The following is a 17,516-nucleotide window of genomic DNA, read 5'->3' on the forward strand; positions in this document are numbered from 1 at the left end:
ATGCATGGTGTTAAGTGCTATGGTTAAGCAGGGCTTTGAGTTTAGCTGGCTTAACGGGTTTGCTAAGGTAATGAATTTGCTCAGCTTTGGTTTGTTGTTTTAGCGCTTCATCACGTACTGCTGTGATTAAAATTGCCGGTACTGGGCTTTGCCAAATTTCCCTTAACGTTTTAATTAGCGTAATACCATCGCAATCATGGCCAAGCTGATAATCCATTAAGATCACATCAGGTGCGCCGTGGTCTTTAGCATAGGCCATGACAGTTTCAACTTGATCAAAGAGCTGATAATTGGCTTGCCATTTTTGCAACAGACTTGCCATAGCATTTAAATTCTCCGGATCATCATCAACCGCAATAATGTTCATTGCACTGCGATTTTCAACGCCTTTTTTAGGTGTGTCTTTTTGCTGAATAAACTGGCTTTCACCATATGGCACTTCAATACTAAAGCGGCTACCTTTGCCGGGCGTTGAAGTGACATCCATACGTAGCGAAAGCAAGTCGACCATCCGTTTTACTACCCCTAAACCAAGTCCGACTCCTTTGTTATCGCCCGCTTCAATACGGTAGAAATCATTAAATATTTTTGCTTGCTCCACTTCACTTATACCCGGGCCTGTGTCCCAAACTTCAATACGTAAATGGTGTTTGCGTTTGCGACACGCAATTAAAACTCGGCCGCTTTCGGTGTACTTAACCGCATTTGACACCAAGTTTTGAATAATTCGTCGTAAATAGGTGATATCGCTGTGTACGATTGTCCCTTTTGAACGCACTGTAAGCTTTAAGCCTTTTTCACTCGACATAATGGCGTATTCATTTTTTAGCGGTGCAAGTATGTCATCAATACTAAAATGACGTGGCGTTGGGGTCATTGCCCCTTGCTCTAGCTTGGCAATTTCTAACAGTGCCGACATTAAATGTACGGTTGAATCTAAACTTGCGCCAAGCTTTTCAAAGTTGTTTAAGTTGTTGCTTGAAAGGGTTTTATCATCGATGGCAGCAAGGTAAAGGCGCGCCGCATTCAGCGGTTGTAAAATATCGTGGCTTGCTAAGGCTAAAAATCGCGTTTTACTATCGTTGGCTTGCTCTGCCTCTTTTTTCGCTAAAGTAAGTGCTTGCTCAGTTTGTACTCGGCTATCGATTTGCGCTTGTAAATCTCTATTTATGGTGCGTATTTCTTGGGTACGCGCTTCGATGCGGTTTTCAAGATCCATGTTTACTTCTTCGAGGGCGTTTTGCGTTTCGATATGCACAGTAATATCAGAGAAGCTTGTCACAAAGCCGCCATCAGGTAATGGGTTACCTATCATTTCAAATACTTGGCCATTTCGGCGGTGGCGAATAAAGTGATGAGGTGTGCCGTTTTTAAGGTGCTGTACACGCTTTTCTACATGACGTTCAACCTCACCCGGACCACATTCACCGCGCTCTGCGTTATAGCGGATCACTTCTTCAATAGGTTGGCCAACCTCCAGAAACTCATCAGGGTAGTTAAACATTTCGGCATAGCGTTTATTCCAAGCAACCAAATTTAGCTCTTTATCAACAACCGAAATACCATGACTGAGGTTCTCAAGGGATGTGAAAAGTAAATTTTGATTAAATTGCAGTGCTTGTGTGGTTTCATCAAAAAAGTTAACCACTTCTTCAAATGCCATGCGTTTACCAGAGGCAACCGTGTGGATCAGCGCTTGTGCTGAAGATGCGCCAAGCACACCGGTTAAGGCTCGCTCACAATAAGCGATAAACTCAGGGTCTGGATGTGCGTTGTTGTCATCTAAGTTATGTGACAACGCAAAGTGAGCCAGCACTTGTTGCGAGCGTTGAACGCCTAAGAAGGTTTGTAGCAGCACTTTAAAGTCGTAAACGGTGGCTTTAACGTTTTTATTTAAGCGTCTGGCGAATACAGCTTGCTCTTTAGGGTTAACAAAGGCTGCAGCCTGAATCTTATCAATTAAACGCTCATCTGCACCGAGCGAAAAACTAATATAACAGCCAATATTGGCAAACAAGGCGATTAGGGTGCCACGCGTAATAAGTGTTTGTTGCAGCTCCGTATTTAGGCTATTACCCGCATCTAAAATAGGTAACATTAAGAATAATACCCAACAAATGAAGCCTGCTAATAATCCGGCATAAACGCCATAAGCGTGGCCTTTTCGCCAGTATAAGCCGCCAACAATGGCTGGGAGTAATTGCGATACCAAAGAAAAGGCCACCAACCCCATACTTGCCAGTGCTTTACCATGACCAAACCATTGCTGGTAGAAATACGACAAAATCAAAATACCGGCAATGGTGAAGCGCCTCACTAATAAAATTTGTGATTTATAGCTGCTGGTAATGAGGTTACGCTTAAACTTACGACGTAGCATTAACGGTAGTACCACATCATTTGAGATCATGGTGCTGAGGGTGAGTGTAGCCACTACAATCATTGCCGTGGCTGCTGATAGACCACCAATAAATACAAAAGTCGTTAAGAAGGCATTTTCATGGATCAGTGGTAGGGCTAATACAAAGCTGTCGGGCGAAAATCCACTACCAATACCAGGGTGAATAGCGGCAGTTGCAATAGGGAAAATCATTGCCGCAGTTAGCAGTAAATACAACGGGAACGCCCAACGTGCAGTAAAAAGATGGCGTTTATCTTGGTTATCAACCACGGTGACATGGAACTGCCTTGGTAAACAGATAATCGCTGCTGCCGCCATCATTGATTGGCCGATAAAGTTGAAGCTAAAAAAGTCAAAATTATGCCAATGCTGCCAAACTGAACCTGTTAATTGCTCTGCTTGTACCTCACTGAGGTTAAACAAAGTGTATAGTGCAAGCCCTGCCACAGCGACTAAAGCTAGTAACTTCACCATAGATTCAAAAGCAACAGCGAGCATCAGCCCTGAACGATATTCGGTAACATCCACTTTGCGGGTACCAAAGAATATCGCAAACATTGCCATGATTAAGGTTGCAGATAACGCCAACATAGAGCCTGAAATACGGCTATCGTTTTGTAGTAATAAGAAACTACCACTGAGAGCTTTTAATTGCAGAGCAATGTAAGGAATCGTCGCTAATAAAGCGATAATTGTCACCATAATGGCGGTAGTTTGTCGTTTACCGTAGCGCGCTGAAATAAAGTCGGCAATTGTGGTGATATTTTGCTTTTTACTTACCAAAACTAATTTGCGCAAAAAACCTTGGCCAAAGAAAAATAGCAACGCAGGACCAATTAAAATCGGTAAGTAATTCCAACTGTTAGTAGCGGCTGTTCCGACTGAACCGTAGTAAGTCCAAGACGTACAGTAAATGCCTAATGAAAAAGAATAAACAAATGGATGGTGACTAATTCTTTTTGCAAGAGGAGTGGTTTTGTCCCCCCAATTTGCCAACCAAAACAACACGCCAATGTAGGCGAGTGCAACAAATAAAAGCGCAGCTGTCATGTTTAAATTCAGTAATTATTGTAATAACACTACCTTACCAGAATTATGCGCGATTTCGATGGCTAGATTTTTTGCAATAAAAATTAATAAAAAGTAAGTTATTGATAATAAATGGATAGTTCTGTTTTATGCACGGTTATTAGACTAATGTCGCAGATCATTCGTTTTTACTATTTTCGCTATTTCGCAGATTTATCTTTATAGGTTAAGTTGTTGTTAATTATTGTTTTTTACCATTTATTAACAAATGGTGTTTTGCAGTTTACGTAAACGTAAACCAGCTGTTACGACTATGGTCTCAATTCCATAAATCAGAACCCTTGCTAACTTAGTTAATGACAACTAATACCACTCATTACTTTCTTGTAATGCATAAGGGGATAAAAAATGGCTTTTAAAGATGAAGAACAAGCAAAAGCTTATTGGGCGGAAAACCTCGCACTGCTATTTAAATTATTAGCAATTTGGTTTGTCGTGTCATTTGGCTTCGGCATTTTACTGGTCGACGTACTTAACGAGATACGTTTCTTTGGGTTTAAACTCGGCTTCTGGTTCTCCCAGCAAGGCGCTATTTACACCTTTGTTGCTTTGATTTTTGTTTACGTTTTCAAAATGAATACGTTAGATAAAAAATATGGCGTAGACGAATAGGAGCTAAGCAATGGATGTTCAAACACTCACATTTATTATCGTCGGTTTAAGCTTCGCGCTTTATATCGGCATCGCAATCTGGGCTCGTGCTGGGTCAACAAATGAATTCTATGTTGCAGGGGGCGGTGTACCGCCGCTAGCAAATGGTATGGCAACCGCTGCTGACTGGATGAGTGCGGCATCGTTTATCTCAATGGCGGGTATTATCTCGTTTGCGGGCTATGACGGTGGTGTATATTTAATGGGTTGGACAGGTGGTTATGTACTACTTGCACTTTGTTTAGCACCTTACCTACGTAAGTTTGGTAAGTTCACGGTGCCAGATTTCATCGGTGACCGTTATTACTCACAAGCTGCACGAGTTGTTGCAATTTTATGCGCCATCTTTATCTGTTTCACATACATCGCAGGTCAAATGCGTGGTGTAGGTGTGGTTTTCTCTCGCTTCTTAGAAGTAGATATTGAGACCGGTGTTTACATTGGTATGGTGATTGTATTCTTCTACGCTGTATTAGGCGGTATGAAGGGGATTACATATACGCAAGTAGCTCAGTACTGTGTACTGGTATTTGCTTACCTTGTTCCAGCAATCTTCATTTCAATGATGATGACAGGTCACTTCTTCCCACAAACAGGTTTTGGTGCAACGCTTAGCGATGGCTCAGGACAGTTTGTACTCGATAAATTAGATGGGCTCAGTACCGAGCTTGGCTTTGCGCAGTACACCGAAGGCTCGAAGAGCATGATTGATGTATTCGCAATCACAGGTGCGTTAATGGTTGGTACTGCAGGTTTACCGCACGTAATCGTTCGTTTCTTCACTGTTCCTCGTGTTAAAGACACGCGTATCTCAGCTGCATGGACACTTGTTTTCATTGCAATCGTTTATACAACGGCACCAGCTGTAGCGTCATTCGCTCGTGTAAACATGATTGATACAATTAACGGTAAAGACGGTAGCGGTACAGAGTATGCAGAAGCACCAGCATGGGTTAAAAACTGGGAAAGAACAGGCCTAATCACCTTTAACGATAAAAATGGTGACGGCAAAATGTTCTACTCAGCAGGTAAGATTGATGATCCAAACAGCGCTAACGAAGTTAAAGTTGACCGCGACATCATGGTACTTGCTAACCCTGAGATTGCAGACTTACCAGCATGGGTTGTAGCATTGGTTGCAGCAGGGGGTATCGCAGCAGCGCTATCAACTACAGCAGGCTTACTATTGGTAATCTCGACCTCGGTTTCGCACGATTTATTAAAACGTACCTTAAAACCAGATATTAGTGATAAACAAGAGCTACTTGCTGCGCGCTTAGCAGCGATGATAGCGATTGTGATTTCAGCTTACTTTGGTATTAACCCGCCTGGATTCGTGGCTTCGGTTGTTGCCTTTGCCTTCGGCTTAGCAGCGGCGAGCTTCTTCCCAGCCATCATTATGGGTATCTTCTCTAAGAAGATGAATAAAGAAGGTGCGGTTGCGGGTATGGTGACAGGTATTACATTCACAGCGGCTTATATTATTTACTTCAAGTTCGTAAGTCCTGAATTAAATACACCGGCACACTGGTTATTTGGTATCTCACCTGAGGGTATCGGTCTAGTTGGTATGATTGTTAACTTTGTAGTTGCAGCTATCGTACTTAAACTAACAGCTGAAACACCAGTTGAAATCCAAGAAATGGTTGAAGGTATCCGTAACCCTAAAGGTTCTAGCGCAGCACACGCGCACTAATAAAACCATTTTATGAGAACACACTCTTGAAGATCAAAAGCCCGACTTAAGTCGGGCTTTTTATTTATTTAAAACAGGGGTAGTGTAGATATTGTCTCTATTTTATAGCGAGAATGACCATGAATACCGAGCAACAGGAAGTCGCCCAATTTGTGATGCAACAAACGCCGTTTAATCAGCTAGATAGCGCTGCATGCGAGTATTTTGTTAATCATCTCGATATTATTTATCTGACCCGAGAGAATCAAAATCAGTGGTTAAGCTCTGATAATTTACGGTTATTTTTAATTCGCTCTGGCGACTACGACTTAGTCGACCCAATAGGCGATGTGATCACTAAGTTATCAAGTGGCGATTACTTTGGTTTTCCGTCACTGTTAACCGGCGAAGCGATTCAAAATAGCATTTCAGTGCAAAAGGAAGGCATTGTTTACATGCTAAACCAAGCGGCATTTGATTACTTACGCCGAGAGTACAAGGTGTTTGAGCAATACTTTGTTCGCGCCCATAAAAACCGTTTATTGTCGTCTCATTATAAAAGTCAAAACGACAGTTGGTCGGAGAAAAAAATTTGCGAATTGATGAATCGTAAAGCGGTCACTTTGGCGCCAGAGGCAAGTATTCGTCAAACCGCTAAAAAAATGAAACAGCATGGTGTTTCGTCGATTATGCTAACTGAGCATGATCGCCTCGTTGGGGTCGTGACCGACAGAGACTTACGCAATCGCGTATTGGCCGATGAGGTTGACCCTCAAGAGTCAGTAAGTAGCATCATGACCTGTAAGCCCAAGTTTATTTTTGAAAATAATCGCGTGTTTTCGGCATTGCACTTAATGCTTAAGCACAATATTCACCATTTACCTGTGCTTGATGAACATCACAAACCGCTTGGTATGCTCACCAGCACAGATTTGCTGCGTCAGCAAAAAAGCGATCCAGTGCAATTGATTGGACGAATTTATAAAGCGCATAGCGTGGTAGATTTAAAGCGTTATTCGCAAGAGATACCCGGCTTGTTAAAAGGCTTTTCAAACAATATTGATGACATCTCCTTGATTGGTAAATTATTAAGTGGCTTAACCGATGCACTGACTTCGCGGTTAATCCGTTTGTTCCAAGAAGATAATGGCGCGGCACCAACCAGCTTTAGTTTTATTTGTTTTGGTTCACAAGCAAGGGAAGAGCAAACATTGCATTCAGACCAAGATAATGGCTTGTTACTACCTGATGATTTAACGGACGAACAACAAGATTACTTTAAGCGTATGGGCGAATATGTCTGTGAGCATTTAATTGAGTGCGGCATAAAACGTTGTCCTGGCAATATCATGGCGAGCAATGCAGAATGTCGAATGGGCATTAACGCTTGGACTGAAAAGTTTCATAAGTGGATCACCTCACCGACACCAGAGGCGATGCTCAATTGTAAGATATTTTTTGACTTACGTTTTATAGAAGGTTCCACTACCTTATATGCACGCTTTTGTGAGCAGCTAAAACGCATTTCTAAGAATGACTTATTCTATGCGGCTATGGCGAGCGACATTAAAAATACCCCAGTGCCCATTGGTTTGTTTAATCAGTTCAAATTAGAAAAAGACGATAAACAGCATAAATACCTCGACTTAAAAAAACGCGGTGTGGTGATCATTAACGACATAGTGCGTTTATATTCCCTCAAAGCGGGTATTCAGCGCGCTAATACCCAAGAGCGCATAGACGCGTTAATGAAATTTTCGCTACTCAATAAAGATGACCTATATAACTTAAAAGACTGTTGGCGCTTTTTAACTCAACTGCGTTTAGGCACGCAAATTAACGAAGAAGGACTGCCTAGCAACTGCATTAACCCAAATGCGTTGAATTCATTGGAGCGACATCAATTAAAAGAAGCATTTTATTTGGTTAAGCAGGCGCAGCAAGCCGCCGCATTTAAGTTTGCTCGCGGTAGTTTATAGGAGAGGGTATGGTTAAACGCTGGTTAAGTCGGTATTTAGCGCGAAAGCAACTTTTGGCAGCTGATGCCTATAAAGAGCGCTATGTAGTGATAGACATGGAGTTAACGGGCCTTGACCCTCGCCAGCACGAAATTGTTTCGGTGGCGTGGGTAATGATAGAAGATCAGTGCATCAAACTCAGTGGTGCGCAGCACTTAATAAATAAAGACGTGCAAAGCTTAGAGCAAAGCCCGATTTATCATGGTATCGCTAAACATGATATCGCTGCAGGTGAGAGCCTCGAAACCATTCTTGGCAAGCTGCATCAGCATTTTGGTGAGTGCATTCTAGTGTTTCATAACGCGGCACTAGATTGGGGGTTCTTAAAACAGGCGTGCAGAACGCTTGGTTTAGATGCAAAAGCGCGTTTAATTCTTGATACCTTCGTTATTGAAAAAAAACGCCTGCACCAGCAAGGCCACGAAATTGGCCACGATGATTTAACACTAAGCGAATGCCGCAAGCGCTACAACTTACCGCATTACAGCTCGCACCATGCCCTTACTGATGCGATGGCAACGGCCGAGTTATTCTTAGCACAGTGTCATCAAATTAGTCGTGGTAAGGCATTGAAAGTAGGAGAGCTTGTGTGAATCAGTTAGAATTAAAAGTGCCCCCAGTTGCGCTGGTTTTGATCATTGCGTTGATGATGTGGGGCACAGCAGAGTTGTTTACGAGTTTTAGCTTCTCGTTTTTTGCAGCATCTTTTGTAGCACTACTCATTGCATTTTCAGGTGTGGTGTTTGCTTTATTAGGTGTTTATCAATTTCGCAAGCAAGGCACGACCGTTGACCCTCGAATTCCAGAACAGTCAGCAAGTCTTGTTACCAGTGGTGTTTATCAATTTAGCCGTAACCCAATGTATGTAGGTATGTTATTAATGCTAGTTGGTTGGGGAATTTATCTTGGTAATATTGCGAGTTTTATTATGCTGCCGATATTTATTCTTTATATGAATCGATTTCAAATTATGCCAGAAGAAACGTTTATGGCAGAGAAGTTTGGATTAGCATACCAGCAATACAAAAAATCTGTTCGTCGCTGGCTATAAAGGATTAAAGAAAGAGACAGAGGTTGCTAACGCAGATTTATTGACCTTGCCCTCTTATAAAAACTTTTCAGGTCGATTACCAAAATTGTGCCATCTAGGGTTGTTAAAGTAGTTTTATTTACCTTGCCCTCTAATAAAAACTCTTCAGGTCGATTACCAAAATTGAGCCATCTAGGGTTGTTAAAGTAGTTTTATTTACCTTGCCCTCTTATAAAAATGTGTAAGGTCGATTACAATACCGCCATCTAAAAGGCAGCTGCCTTTATCTGCAAGCAAATAGAGTGGATTTTCTTCTTCATGGCAATCAAACTTGCAATTAATGGTTTTGGTCGAATCGGGCGCAATATCGTCCGTGCCCTGTATGAATCTGGGCTTGAAGATCAAATCAAAATTGTCGCTATTAACGAATTAGCCGACCCAAAGGGCATTGCCCATCTCCTTAAATACGATACATCTCATGGCCGCTTTTCATTCCCTGTTAATCTTGGCGAAGATACTTTAACGGTTGCTAACGACTCTATAGCCTTATTTGCAGAAGAAAACCCTGCAGAACTGCCTTGGCAAACACTAGATGTTGATGTGGTTCTTGAATGTACTGGGGTGTATCACTCACGTGAACATGCAGAGCTACACTTAGCTGCGGGCGCAAAAAAAGTATTGTTTTCACAGCCTGCAGATGCTGATGTTGATGCCACAATTGTGTATGGTATTAACGATGATGAGCTAAAAGCAGAACATACGATTGTTTCAAATGGTTCATGTACCACAAACTGTATTGTGCCAGTGATTAAAGTGTTAGATGACGCATTTTCAATTGAGTCTGGGGCCATTACGACGATTCATGCCTCGATGCATGATCAACAAGTGATTGATGCGTATCATCATGATTTGCGTCGTACTCGCGCTGCAAGCCAGTCTATTATTCCAGTAGATACAAAGCTTGCGCGTGGTATTGAGCGCATTTTGCCTAAGTTTCATAGTCGCTTTGAGGCCATTGCTGTTAGGGTACCAACTATCAATGTGACGGCGATGGATTTAAGTGTAACAGTGAATACCGATGTGAATTTAGCGACTGTCAATCAAGCACTTAAGTTAGCAGCAAAAGACCGTCTTGAAGGTATTTTAAGCTACACAGAAGAGCCATTGGTATCGGTAGATTTTAATCATGACCCACATTCTTGTATCATAGATGGCACTCAGACACGTGTTAGTCATAAACGACTGATAAAGTTGTTAGTGTGGTGCGATAATGAGTGGGGCTTTGCTAATCGTATGCTCGACACTGCGCGTGCGATGATGGCTGTAAGCCAATAATGTATAAATATAATATTAGTATCGTTAACTAAGGAGAAGTCCATGTCGGTCATTAAAATGGCAGATTTAGATTTAAACGGCAAACGCGTGTTAATTCGTGAAGATTTAAATGTGCCTGTAAAAGAAGGTAAAGTGACCTCTGATGCACGTATTCGTGCAGCATTACCAACTATTAAATTAGCGTTAGAAAAAGGCGCTAAAGTAATGGTGATGTCACACCTTGGCCGCCCTACGGAAGGGGAATATGATGAAGCGTTTTCACTCGCCCCTGTTGTTGATTATTTAAATAATGCTCTTGAGCAAACTGTTCGTCTTGAAAAAGATTACCTTGATGGCGTTGATGTAGCAGACAACGAAGTGGTTGTTTTTGAAAACGTGCGTTTTAACGTTGGCGAAAAGAAAAACGACGAAACACTGTCTAAAAAATTAGCTGCATTATGTGATGTTTACGTAATGGATGCATTTGGTACGGCTCACCGTGCACAAGCATCGACTCACGGTGTGGGCTTATTTGCTGATGTTGCATGTGCTGGTCCACTTCTTGCGGCCGAGCTAGACGCACTAGGTAAAGCGCTTGATAACCCAGCTCGTCCTTTAGTGGCTATCGTTGGTGGCTCTAAAGTATCGACTAAGTTAACTGTACTTGATTCGCTATCTAAAGTGGTTGATCAACTTGTAACGGGTGGTGGTATTGCTAATACCTTCATCGCGGCAGCAGGGCACCCAGTAGGTAAATCTTTATTTGAAGCTGATTTAATCGATGAAGCAAACAAATTAAGTGCAGCTGCAAAAGCGAATAATGGCGAAATTCCTGTACCAACAGATGTTGTTGTAGGTAATGAATTCTCTGAATCTGCAGTAGCGACACTAAAAGATGTGACTGAAGTAACAGATGAAGACATGATTTTTGATATTGGCCCTGATACAGCAAACCAATTAGCAAAAATTATTGCTAATGCGGGTACCGTTGTATGGAATGGTCCAGTAGGTGTATTTGAATTTGATCAATTCGGTAACGGCACACGTGCTATTGCAGATGCGATTGCTAACTCAAATGCATTCTCGATTGCTGGTGGCGGTGATACGCTTGCAGCGATTGATAAATACGGCATTGCCGATAAAGTTTCTTACATTTCAACCGGTGGCGGTGCTTTCCTTGAATTTTTAGAAGGGAAAAAACTACCAGCAGTTGCTATGCTTGAAGAGCGTGCTAAGTAATTAGTGCGAAAGCCAGCGTAGTTGTTAAGTAATTACGCTGGTTTAGCTGTTTATAAAATACCTCTCACCCTCAATTTATTTACAGCTATTACGGTAGGCGACAGCTTCTCGCGATGCAGTGATGCATCAAAAAATAACTTATATCCGTTCAAACTAGATGGTAGGTAACTACTGTCGATACAATTTGGAGAATACCAAATGGCTTTAATCAGTATGCGACAACTTCTTGATCATGCAGCTGAAAATGGTTATGGCGTACCTGCGTTTAACGTTAATAACCAAGAGCAAATGCGTGCAATTATGGAAGCGGCTGACAAAACAAACAGCCCAGTAATTGTACAAGGTTCTGCAGGCGCTCGTGCCTATGCCGGTGCCCCTTTTATTCGTCATATGATTTTAGCTGCCGTTGAAGAATGGCCACATATCCCAGTTGTAATGCATCAAGACCACGGTACATCACCGGGTGTATGTCAGCGTTCAATCCAATTAGGCTTTTCATCAGTAATGATGGATGGCTCATTAATGTCTGATGGTAAAACCCCTTCAAGCTACGAATATAATGTTGATGTAACACGTCAAACAGTTGAAATGGCGCATGCTTGTGGTGTGTCTGTTGAAGGCGAGTTAGGTGTTTTAGGTTCACTTGAAACAGGTGAAGCAGGTGAAGAAGATGGCGTTGGTGCAGAAGGTAAACTGTCTACGGATCAAATGCTAACAGATCCAGAAGAAGCGGCTGACTTCGTTCGTAAAACGAAAGTGGATGCACTGGCTATCGCTTGTGGTACATCACATGGTGCGTACAAATTCACTCGTCCACCAACAGACGATATCTTAGCGATTGATCGCATCAAAGAGATCCATGCCCGTATTCCTAACACTCACTTAGTAATGCATGGTTCGTCTTCAGTGCCACAAGAGTGGTTAGAAGTGATCAACCAATACGGTGGTGAAATCCCTGAGACTTATGGTGTGCCAGTAGAGCAGATCATCGAAGGTATTAAGTACGGTGTTCGTAAAGTAAATATCGATACCGATCTTCGTTTAGCATCAACAGGTGCAATTCGTCGTCACTTAGCTTTAAACCCTGCTAACTTCGATCCACGTAAATACTTAGCAGAAGCAACGAAAGCAATGACTGAGATCTGTGTTGCTCGTTACGAGGCCTTTGGTACTGCGGGTCAAGCGGCTAAGATCAAGCCTATTTCTTTAGATGATATGCACCTTAAATACTTATCGGGTGAACTTGATCCACAAATCAAGTAATTGATAATAAGTTGAAAAAGCCGGCTTTTGCCGGTTTTTTTATACCAATTCGTTTAATTAAGTGGTCTATTTTGAGGCAATAAAACCTCGTTGATAACAAGGCAAAAATTTCGCTATTTAGTTGTTCTAAATGAGAAATTTTTAACGCAGGTAGCGACAGGTTTTATCCTTCAAAATGATTAAGTATTATTGTGGATTGGTATTACCGCCTTGATCAAGGCGGATCAGCGATTTACTTACTCATGCACCTCAGGATCAGTGTTTTACTAACCTTGGCTTTCACGGATCATTATTTTACTAGTTGTAGACTGATCAGGGGCTTTTCTTTGTTCACCTTTTAAACAATGTGCTGATCGCCCTAACATTAAATCAACAAGTTAACGTACTCTCTAAGTAAAAAACTGATCTGTGATTGATCAACTTAGTAAAAACCTGATCCTGATCTGATTTAGTTGGTAGATCAGTGATCCGTGATTTTTATTTGAAATATTCTCTCCTTGCCTTGACCAAAAGCCCTTTATGTTCGATTTTTAAGTTACTGCTTAAATTAAGGATCGCTACCATGAAAAAACCTGCCATGATGTTGTCGAGCTTTGCTATGTGCTTTATTTCCTTTCATAGTGCTGCCGAAGCAGTAGATGTATATGGACGGGCTCATTTAGGGATTGCTAACAGCGACACTGGAAATGGCAGTGAAACTTCCATAGAGAGCTACAACTCACGAATGGGGATCAAAGGTAGTGGTGATATAAGTGATGGTTTAAAAGCCGTATATAAATTTGAATTTGCGGTTAATGCCGCTGATCAAGACAGCGATGGTAAAACTGAAGAGAATATTACCGCACGTAATCAATATGTAGGTTTACAAGGCAGTTATGGGCAAATTGTGATAGGCCGTCATGATACTGCGTTGAAGGTCGCACAAGGCAAAGTTGATTTAATGAATGACTTTAATGGTGATATTAAGGCTTTGTTTAATGGTGAAAACCGTCTTGGTGATGTGCTGCATTATAACTCACCAATAGTTGGTAATATGCAGTTTGTAGTGACCTATATTGCTGAAGATAACTCCAAACAAAATGATGAAACAGGTATTTCTGCAGCGATAACATATGGTGATAGCAAGCTTAAAAAAGCGCCTTATTTTGTAAGTGTTGCCCACGACAGTAAAGTAGCAGGTTACGATACAACACGGTTTACTGCGCAAGGTAAATTAGGTGAGCTAACCTTAGGCGGTATGTATCAACAAAGTGAAAAAGTATCGGGTTCAAACAAAGAAGATGGCTTTTTAGTCAGTGCCTCTTATAAAATTGATAAATATAAATTACTCGCACAATATCAAGACTCTGATGGTGACTTTGGCAAGCTCAAAGATTCAGGCAGTGGTACCTCAGTCGGTGTGGAGCGAAGCCTGTCAAAACAAGCACGTATGTATATGTGGTATACGCAATTTTCACTAGATAATAATTCTGATGAAGATCATTTAGCAGTCACTTTAAGGTATGATTTTTAGCCTGAAAAGGCTGTTTTTTCCTTAAAATTGCTTATTTTTACGCTGATTTTTTTGAAGTTTTTGAATTACTCGTTAGACTTTCATAAAAATGTCATACTTAGTCATAATAATGAAACCAGTTCGCTAACGTAAGAGATAAATTGGAATGTCACGTAAAGTACTAGTCGTCGATGACGAAGCGCCTATCAGAGAGATGCTGGTTTTTGTTTTAGAACAAAATGGTTTTCAAGCAATTGAAGCAGAAGATTATGACTCTGCTATTGAAGCGATGGTTGAGCCATACCCAGATATGGTTTTATTAGATTGGATGTTACCTGGTGGTAGCGGAATCCAAATCGCTAAAAAGTTCAAGCAAAATGAATATACTCGTCAAATCCCTATCATAATGCTGACAGCGCGCGGTGAAGAAGAAGATAAAGTGCGCGGATTAGAAGTAGGTGCTGATGACTACGTAACAAAACCTTTCTCACCAAAAGAATTAATGGCGCGTATTAAAGCGGTTATTCGCCGTGTTTCACCTACTTCATTAGAAGAAGCTATTGAAGTTCATGGTTTACGCCTTGACCCAATTTCACACCGTGTAACATCAGAAGGTAGTGAATTAGATATGGGACCAACAGAATTTAGACTACTGCATTTTTTCATGACTCATCCTGAACGTGTTTACAGCCGTGAACAATTACTTGATCATGTATGGGGAACAAATGTATACGTAGAAGACCGTACTGTTGATGTGCATATTCGTCGTCTACGTAAAGCGATTGCACCATTGGGGCATGACCGTTTAGTGCAAACCGTTCGTGGTGCAGGCTATCGTTTTTCAAGTAAATTATAAGTGTCATAGGAATGACCTTAACAAGCTAATTTACATACTTAAGGTAAAGTGAGTGTATGTATCGAGTAGTGAATAAACAGGCGTTAGCAAAACGCCTGTTTATGTATTTCTTACCCTTGTTATTAGTTGGCGTACTTGTAGGTGCGCCTTTTTTGCTTTTATTTTTAGGCTCTTTTGCACTTCTAATTTGGCATTATCATCAATTATATCGCCTCAGCGATTGGCTCCTTAATCAACGTAGTTTTAACCCACCTGAAGGGGAGGGAGCGTGGGAGCAAGTCTTTGAAGGGATTTATCATTTACAACATCGTAACCGTAAAAAACGCAATGAACTGGCAGATTTAATACGCCGTTTTCGAGATGGTGCTGAAGCGGTACCTGATGCCGTTGTGGTACTACAAAAAGATCTCAGTATTATATGGTGTAACCAGCTAGCACTTAAAGTGTTAGGGCTACAATGGCCGACCGATCATGGGCAACGCTTAGATAATCTTATTCGCGATCCCAAATTTGCTAAGTATATGCACAAAGCCTGTTTCGATGAACCGCTCGAGCTTGATGGTGGCCACAGCTACGATCAAACTCTAGAGTTTCGTGTTATGCCTTATGCAAGTTCGCAGTTGATGATGGTAGTGCGTGATGTCACGCGCTTAAAGCAACTAGAACAAATGCGAAAAGATTTTGTGGCTAATGTGTCTCATGAGCTAAGAACACCGCTTACGGTGGTAACCGGTTACTTAGAAATGCTTGATTCAGAAAGCCTGCCACCTCCTGCAATGTGGCACAAAGCGCAAACGACTATGCTCGAGCAATGTAAGCGAATGGACAGCTTGGTTAATCAATTGCTGTCGCTGTCGCGGATTGAAGGGGCGCGTCGTCAAGATAACGACAAGCCTGTCAATGTACCGCAGCTGCTTACCTATATTCAAACTGAGGCACAGTCACTAAATCAAGATAAAGGTCATGAACTGATTTTTAACATTGATGCCAGCCTCGATATAAAAGGTGCTGAAGATGAATTGCGTAGTGCCTTTTCTAACCTTGTTTTTAATGCCATTCATTACACCAAGCCTGGCGGCAAAATCGTGGTTGATTGGCAGCGTAAAAATGACCAAGCTTTATTTAGTGTGACCGATAATGGCGATGGCATTGCCGCAGAGCACATAAACCGCTTAACGGAACGTTTTTATCGTGTAGACAAGGCTCGTAGCCGCACTACTGGTGGTTCTGGCTTAGGTTTAGCTATTACAAAACATGTACTTACACGTCATGACAGCCGTTTAGATATTCGCAGTCAATTAGGAAAGGGTTCAACTTTTTCGTTCGCATTTGGTAATGAAAAAATCGTATCGATAGTAGAAAAAATTGAAAAAACTGCAAAGTCATAAAAATGTCATTTTAGAGTAATCTAACTGTCATCTAGTGTCATTAGAGTAGACCGCAGTTAGGAAATGGGACGAACAAATCGGAGTAACCCCTATGAAATTCAAAAATCTCGTTGCCGCAATGGGTGTGGCTGTAACAACATTTGTATCAGCACAAGCAGCTGCAGTAGATAAAGATATGCCTGAGTACACAAAAACAAGTGGTATCTCTGGTAACTTCTCATCTGTAGGTTCTGACACGCTTGCAAACATGATGACGTTCTGGGCAGAAGAGTACAAACGCTTCTATCCAAACGTGAACATCCAAATTCAAGCAGCGGGTTCTTCAACGGCTCCACCTGCATTAACTGAAGGTACAGCAAACTTCGGCCCTATGAGCCGTCGTATGAAGTCAAAAGAAATTGAAGCATTCGAAAAACGTTACGGCTATAAGCCAACTGAAGTACGCGTTGCAATCGATGCACTTGCTGTATTCGTACACAAAGACAATCCAATCAAAGGTTTACGTATTGACCAAGTTGACGCGATTTTCTCTTCTACACGTAAATGTGGTGCTGAAGCAGAAGTTAACCGTTGGAGCGATGTTGGTCTAGAAGGCGATTGGGCTGCAAAAGATATTCAGCTTTACGGTCGTAACTCAGTATCGGGTACTTACGGTTACTTTAAGAAAAAAGCACTTTGTAAAGGTGACTTCCGTAATAACGTAAACGAACAGCCTGGTTCTGCATCTGTAGTACAGTCAATCTCTTCGTCAGTGAACGCGATTGGTTACTCAGGTATCGGTTATAAAACATCAGGTGTACGTACAGTACCACTTGCTAAGAAAGGCGATAACTTTGTTGATGCAACATTAGAAAACGTAGCAACAGGTAAATACCCACTATCTCGTTTCTTATATGTTTACGTGAACAAGCACCCTAACAAGCCTCTTGCACCAATTGATGCAGAGTTCTTAAAAATGGTGTTATCTGTAGATGGTCAAAAAATTGTTGAGAAAGATGGTTATGTGCCACTTTCAGGCAAAATGGCAATGGCTGAACTTAAAAAGCTAGGCCTTCTGTAACAACCATACAGACATAGCTAAGAAAACCGCTCATTGAGCG

Annotated in this window: 13 protein-coding genes; 12 read left to right on the top strand and 1 reads right to left on the bottom strand. The window is 41.6% G+C overall.

Annotated features, from left to right (window positions below; genetic code table 11):
• Positions 1 to 10: 10 nt before the first annotated feature.
• Positions 11 to 3,451: a PAS domain-containing hybrid sensor histidine kinase/response regulator gene (locus tag L1264_RS01420; protein ID WP_135926001.1), complete on the bottom strand. Its 3,441-nt coding sequence runs from the start codon at positions 3,449 to 3,451 to the stop codon at positions 11 to 13.
• A 387-nt stretch (positions 3,452 to 3,838) separates the two neighbouring features.
• Here L1264_RS01420 and L1264_RS01425 point away from each other — a divergent pair, with 387 nt between their 5' ends.
• The 12 genes from L1264_RS01425 to L1264_RS01480 all read left to right on the top strand — a co-directional run bounded on the left by L1264_RS01425 (position 3,839) and on the right by L1264_RS01480 (position 17,476).
• Complete coding sequence (locus L1264_RS01425; protein WP_054551160.1) at positions 3,839 to 4,102, top strand: DUF4212 domain-containing protein; 264 nt, start codon at positions 3,839 to 3,841, stop codon at positions 4,100 to 4,102.
• Positions 4,103 to 4,112: 10 nt separating this feature from the next.
• Positions 4,113 to 5,837 (top strand): sodium:solute symporter family protein, encoded by a 1,725-nt coding sequence (locus L1264_RS01430; RefSeq protein ID WP_199526299.1) that lies wholly within the window; start codon positions 4,113 to 4,115, stop codon positions 5,835 to 5,837.
• A 119-nt stretch (positions 5,838 to 5,956) separates the two neighbouring features.
• A complete protein-coding gene (locus L1264_RS01435; RefSeq protein WP_199526298.1) occupies positions 5,957 to 7,795 on the top strand; it encodes a DUF294 nucleotidyltransferase-like domain-containing protein in 1,839 nt (612 codons plus the stop codon).
• 8 nt (positions 7,796 to 7,803) lie between these two features.
• Positions 7,804 to 8,427, top strand: a complete 624-nt coding sequence (locus L1264_RS01440) for a 3'-5' exonuclease (protein ID WP_135925998.1) — start codon at positions 7,804 to 7,806, stop codon at positions 8,425 to 8,427.
• Positions 8,424 to 8,885, top strand: coding sequence for a methyltransferase family protein (locus L1264_RS01445; RefSeq protein WP_199526297.1), 462 nt, complete (start codon positions 8,424 to 8,426; stop codon positions 8,883 to 8,885). Before L1264_RS01440 ends, L1264_RS01445 begins: the two co-directional genes overlap by 4 nt.
• 297 nt (positions 8,886 to 9,182) lie before the next feature.
• Entirely contained in the window at positions 9,183 to 10,199 is a 1,017-nt protein-coding gene (gene epd, locus L1264_RS01450) for an erythrose-4-phosphate dehydrogenase (RefSeq protein ID WP_135925996.1), read from the top strand.
• A gap of 42 nt (positions 10,200 to 10,241) precedes the next feature.
• A complete protein-coding gene (locus L1264_RS01455; protein ID WP_199526296.1) occupies positions 10,242 to 11,417 on the top strand; it encodes a phosphoglycerate kinase in 1,176 nt (391 codons plus the stop codon).
• A gap of 198 nt (positions 11,418 to 11,615) precedes the next feature.
• Entirely contained in the window at positions 11,616 to 12,680 is a 1,065-nt protein-coding gene (gene fba, locus L1264_RS01460) for a class II fructose-bisphosphate aldolase (RefSeq protein WP_063703260.1), read from the top strand.
• A gap of 562 nt (positions 12,681 to 13,242) precedes the next feature.
• Positions 13,243 to 14,193 (top strand): porin, encoded by a 951-nt coding sequence (locus L1264_RS01465; protein ID WP_135925993.1) that lies wholly within the window; start codon positions 13,243 to 13,245, stop codon positions 14,191 to 14,193.
• Positions 14,194 to 14,338: 145 nt separating this feature from the next.
• On the top strand, positions 14,339 to 15,028 hold the full coding sequence (gene phoB, locus L1264_RS01470) for a phosphate regulon transcriptional regulator PhoB (RefSeq protein WP_054551169.1): 690 nt from the start codon (positions 14,339 to 14,341) through the stop codon (positions 15,026 to 15,028).
• 56 nt (positions 15,029 to 15,084) lie between these two features.
• Positions 15,085 to 16,416: a phosphate regulon sensor histidine kinase PhoR gene (gene phoR, locus L1264_RS01475; protein WP_135925992.1), complete on the top strand. Its 1,332-nt coding sequence runs from the start codon at positions 15,085 to 15,087 to the stop codon at positions 16,414 to 16,416.
• 91 nt (positions 16,417 to 16,507) lie between these two features.
• Positions 16,508 to 17,476 carry a PstS family phosphate ABC transporter substrate-binding protein gene (locus tag L1264_RS01480; RefSeq protein WP_135925991.1) on the top strand — a complete coding sequence of 323 codons (969 nt, stop codon included), beginning with the start codon at positions 16,508 to 16,510 and terminating at the stop codon, positions 17,474 to 17,476.
• Positions 17,477 to 17,516: the final 40 nt, after the last annotated feature.

Source organism: Pseudoalteromonas sp. APAL1, assembly GCF_021532475.1.
GTDB lineage: Bacteria > Pseudomonadota > Gammaproteobacteria > Enterobacterales > Alteromonadaceae > Pseudoalteromonas > Pseudoalteromonas lipolytica_C.